A 4,109-nucleotide genomic window follows, 5' to 3' on the forward strand; every position below is an offset into this window, starting at 1 on the left:
AAGAACAACCAGCGTGAGATCACGACGCCGGTCAGATGCGACAGCACGGCCAGCAGCGCAAAGACATGCTTGATCGCAACACCTGCGACCGGGATCAGGATCAGCAGCAACGGCAGGGCAAACGCCAGACCGAACGAGATGACCCGCAGCTTCTGCGCGTGCTTGCGACCGACCACGTGAACGAATTCGCGCAGCAGATAGTTGGTTCCCGTATGCGGCGGCTCAAAGGCGCGAACCGTGCCCCGGCCGCCCAACCCGGTGGCGGTGCCCAGTGTGGTGCCGGATTGGGCCAGCGCGCCGTCGCCCTTGGCCCAGTACGCAAGCTGAACCGCCCCGGCAATTACCAGCAGCCAGGGGGCCAGTGCCCCGGCCCCGGCCAGCAAAGCGCCGCCGGCAAGGCTGAAGGACAGGAACATCGCCGGCGTCAGGTTCATGTTCCAGCGGGGAATGGTCTTGAGTTGGGTGTAGATCATCGAGGTCGTAAACACCGTGGCGAGGCTGAGCAGCGCCCCGATCCACCCCAGCAGCGCCCAGTGGCTGCCCAGAAACACCGCACCCAGCGCGTAAAGCCCCATGACAACAAGCGCTGCAACGGCGCAGACCCCTTCGCGGCTGAGCCAGCTGGATTTCCATTGGCTAAATGCTTTCCAGGCGCGTTCGGGATGTCCCAGATGAAAGGTCGAGGCCAGCAGGCCGCCCACCGCCAGTGCATAGGCGATGGCGTAGAAGATGAAGGCAACAAAGCCTGTCACCGCAGGCTGACCGAGGCCGAGGAAAAACAGCAGCCCGAAGCCCAGACCGGAGAAGGTTGTAAAGATGATGACAGAAGGGGCCGGATGCATCAGAGCTTCTCCAAGGTCTTGTCGAGCCAGCCGAGGAAGCCTTTGGGCTCTTCCGCGACCGGGGCCAGTAGTGGGGCGAGAATGTCGATCTGCTCTTCGACCTGATCCTTGGGCCGGGGCGGCAGGTATTTGTTGACCGGCTTGGTGCCCATTTCGGGCATCAGGTCCATACCGTCCCGCTCGGCCACCAGCTTGCTGACATCGCTGTCAGGGTCGCCCAGATCGCCGAAATGCCGGGCACCGGCGGGGCAGGTGCGCACGCAGGACGGCACCCGGTCCACCTCGGGCAGGTTTTCGTTGTAGATGCGGTCGACGCAGAGGGTGCATTTCTTCATCACCCCTTCGGCCACATCAAGTTCCCGCGCGCCATAGGGGCAGGACCAGGCGCAGAGGCCGCAGCCGATGCAGTCGCTTTCATTGACCAGCACGATGCCGTCCTCGACCCGTTTGTAGCTGGCCCCGGTGGGGCAGACGGTGACGCAGGGTGCGTCTTCGCAATGCAGGCAGGATTTCGGGAAGTGGATCAGCTGGGCATGGCCCTGTTCGGGTTGCACCTCGTACGAGTGCACCCGGTTCAGGAAGGTGCCCGAAGGGTTCGCTCCGTAAGCATCCTGATCTGACAGGGGCGCACCGTAGTTTTCGGTGTTCCAGCCTTTGCAGGAGATCACGCAGGCATGGCAACCGACGCAGGTGTCCAGGTCGATGACCAGACCCATTTTGCGTTCGGTGGATTGGGGTAGCTGGGTCATGGCTGCCTTGTCTCTGCTTTGGTGGTGAGGGCAGGGGCGAGGGGCCAGCCCCTCGCGCTCCCCGGGATATTTTTGGCCAGATGAAGAGCGGATCGGGTCATTTGCCAACCTTCCATGCGATATCCTTTGGGCCGGTGCCAACGGGGGATTCGATCGGACCGAATTCGGGCTGGCTTTCGGCGTCGCCGGGGGGGGCGGCCTTTTCGATTTTGACCTTCAGGTCGAACCAGGCGGCCTGGCCGGTGATCGGGTCGGAATTGGCCCAGCGTTGTCCATCGCCCTTGGGCGGCAGCAATTCATGGATCAGGTGGTTCAGCAGGAAGCCTTTGGTGGCCTCGGGCGCGTCTTCCTGCAGGGCCCATGCGCCTTTGCGTTTGCCGATGGCGTTCCATGTCCAGACGGTATTGCTGTTCAGCGCCGCCATTTCCATTACCGGCACCGTGATTTCGCCGTGCGGCGAGCTGACCTTGGCCCAGTCGCCATCCTGCAGCCCGTGTTCGCGCATCAGTTTGGTCGGCACGTAAAGCGGGTTGCGCCCGTGCAGCTGGCGCAGCCATGCGTTCTGGGTGCCCCAGCTGTGATACATCGCCATCGGACGCTGGGTCAGGGCGTTGACGGTGAAGCCTTCGTTGCCCTGCTGGTCGGTTTCGTACCAGATCGGCATCGGGTCCATCTTGTCCCTGATCCGCTGGCGCAGATGTTCGGGGGGCTGAACGTCGCCATGGCCTTCGGCCGCCAGCTGGAACCGGCGCATCGGTTCGGAATAGAGTTGGAACAGATAGGGTTGCGGGCTGTCATAGATGCCCATGCCCACGGCCCAGTCCTGATAGGCGGTGTTCCAGGGTTTGTAGTAATCCGCGCCTTCGGGGATATGAGCCACGTAGAAACCGCCATTGTCGATGTAGCGGTTCAGCTGCTCGGGATTGACCTCGCCCCGGCCTTCCTTGTCGCCGTCCGGACCACGGAAACCCGCCAGCGGGCCGATGCCCGGGCGCCGTTCATGGTTGACGATGTAATCGGCATAGTCCTTCCATTTCGGGCTGCCATCTTCCTTGGTGAAGCCCGGCAGGCTCATGCGGTTGGCCAGTTCGATCAGCACTGACTGGAAACCGCGTACATCCCGGTCGGGTTCGATCACCGGCCAGCGGATTGCGTCGGCGGCGGCGTCGGCCTCGCAGATCGGGCGGTCCAGCAGCGAGATACAGTCATGCCGTTCCAGATAGGTGGTGTCCGGCAGGACCAGATCGGCATAGGCGACCATCTCGGACGAATAGGCATCGGAATAGATGATGTTCGGGATGACATATTTGCCGTCTTCGGTCTTGGCGGTCAGCATCTCCATCACGCCCTTGGTGTTCATGGACGAGTTCCACGACATGTTCGCCATGTACATGAACAGGGTGTCGATCTTGTACGGATCGCCCGCGGCGGCGTTCGAGATCACCATATGCATCAGCCCGTGGGCCGACATCGGGTTTTCCCAGGTAAAGGCCTTGTCGATGCGCAGCGGGTTTCCATTGTCATCCAGCAGCAGGTCCTCGGGGCCCTGCGGGAAGCCCAGATGGGGTCCGTTCAACGGCCGGCCCGGACGGCGGCGGCCATGGGGAGAGGGGTGTGCCTCGACCGGTTTGGGATAGGGAGGTTTGAACCGGAAGCCGCCGGGAACCTCGACCGTGCCCAGCAGGATTTGCAGCACGTGCAGGGCGCGGCAGGTCTGGAACCCGTTGGCATGGGCCGAGATGCCGCGCATGGCGTGGAAGCTGACCGGGCGGCCTGTCATTTTGCTGTGTTTTTCGCCCCGGAAGTCAGTCCATTCGTGGTCCAGCTCGATGGCTTCGTCAAAGGCCACGCGGGCGATTTCAGCGGCGATGGCGCGAATGCGTTTGGCGGGAATGCCACAGCGGTCGGCGACCGCCTCGGGCGCGTGCTCGTCGCTGAGGTACTTTTCGGCCATCAGGTGAAAGACCGGGCGATGGGTGATGCCGTCTTCTTCGTAGGTGGCCGACAGGTCCGGGCGGACGCCGGGTTTGTCGAAGGCAGTGGGTTCGCCGGTGGCGCGGTCGATGACCAGCGGTTTGCCGTCGGCATCCCGCAGGAACAGGCCCTTTTCCGGGCCTTCGGCGGCGTTCACCAGAACCGGGGCATTGGTGTAGCGGCTGAGATAATCCAGATCGATCTTGCCCGCTTTCATCAGCACGTGGATCAGCGACAGGATGAACAGCCCGTCGGTGCCCGGCGTGATCCCGACCCAATCGTCAGCCACGGCGTTGTAGCCCGAGCGGATCGGGTTCACCCCGATCACCCGCGCGCCGCGCGCCTTGATCTTGCCGATGCCCATCTTGATCGGGTTGCTGTCATGGTCCTCGGCCACGCCGAACAGCATGAACAGTTTGGTGTGATCCCAGTCGGGCTGGCCGAATTCCCAGAACGCCCCGCCCATCGTATAGATGCCGCCCGCCGCCATGTTGACCGAGCAGAACCCGCCATGGGCCGCGTAGTTCGGGGTGCCGAAATTCTG

Annotated in this window: 3 protein-coding genes; all 3 read right to left on the bottom strand. The window is 63.1% G+C overall.

What is annotated here, in order from left to right; translation table 11 throughout:
* Positions 1-842 (bottom strand): dimethyl sulfoxide reductase anchor subunit family protein (locus tag ACR0K1_RS25310; protein ID WP_480852281.1); only part of this gene is annotated, 842 nt, incomplete at its 3' end.
* Positions 842-1,591 carry a 4Fe-4S dicluster domain-containing protein gene (locus ACR0K1_RS25315; protein WP_480852282.1) on the bottom strand — a complete coding sequence of 250 codons (750 nt, stop codon included), beginning with the start codon at positions 1,589-1,591 and terminating at the stop codon, positions 842-844. The genes ACR0K1_RS25315 and ACR0K1_RS25310, both read right to left, overlap by 1 nt.
* Before the next feature lie 97 nt (positions 1,592-1,688).
* On the bottom strand, positions 1,689-4,109 hold a 2,421-nt coding region (locus ACR0K1_RS25320), incomplete at its 5' end, for a molybdopterin oxidoreductase family protein (protein ID WP_480852283.1).

Source organism: Ruegeria sp. F5, from assembly GCF_056533845.1.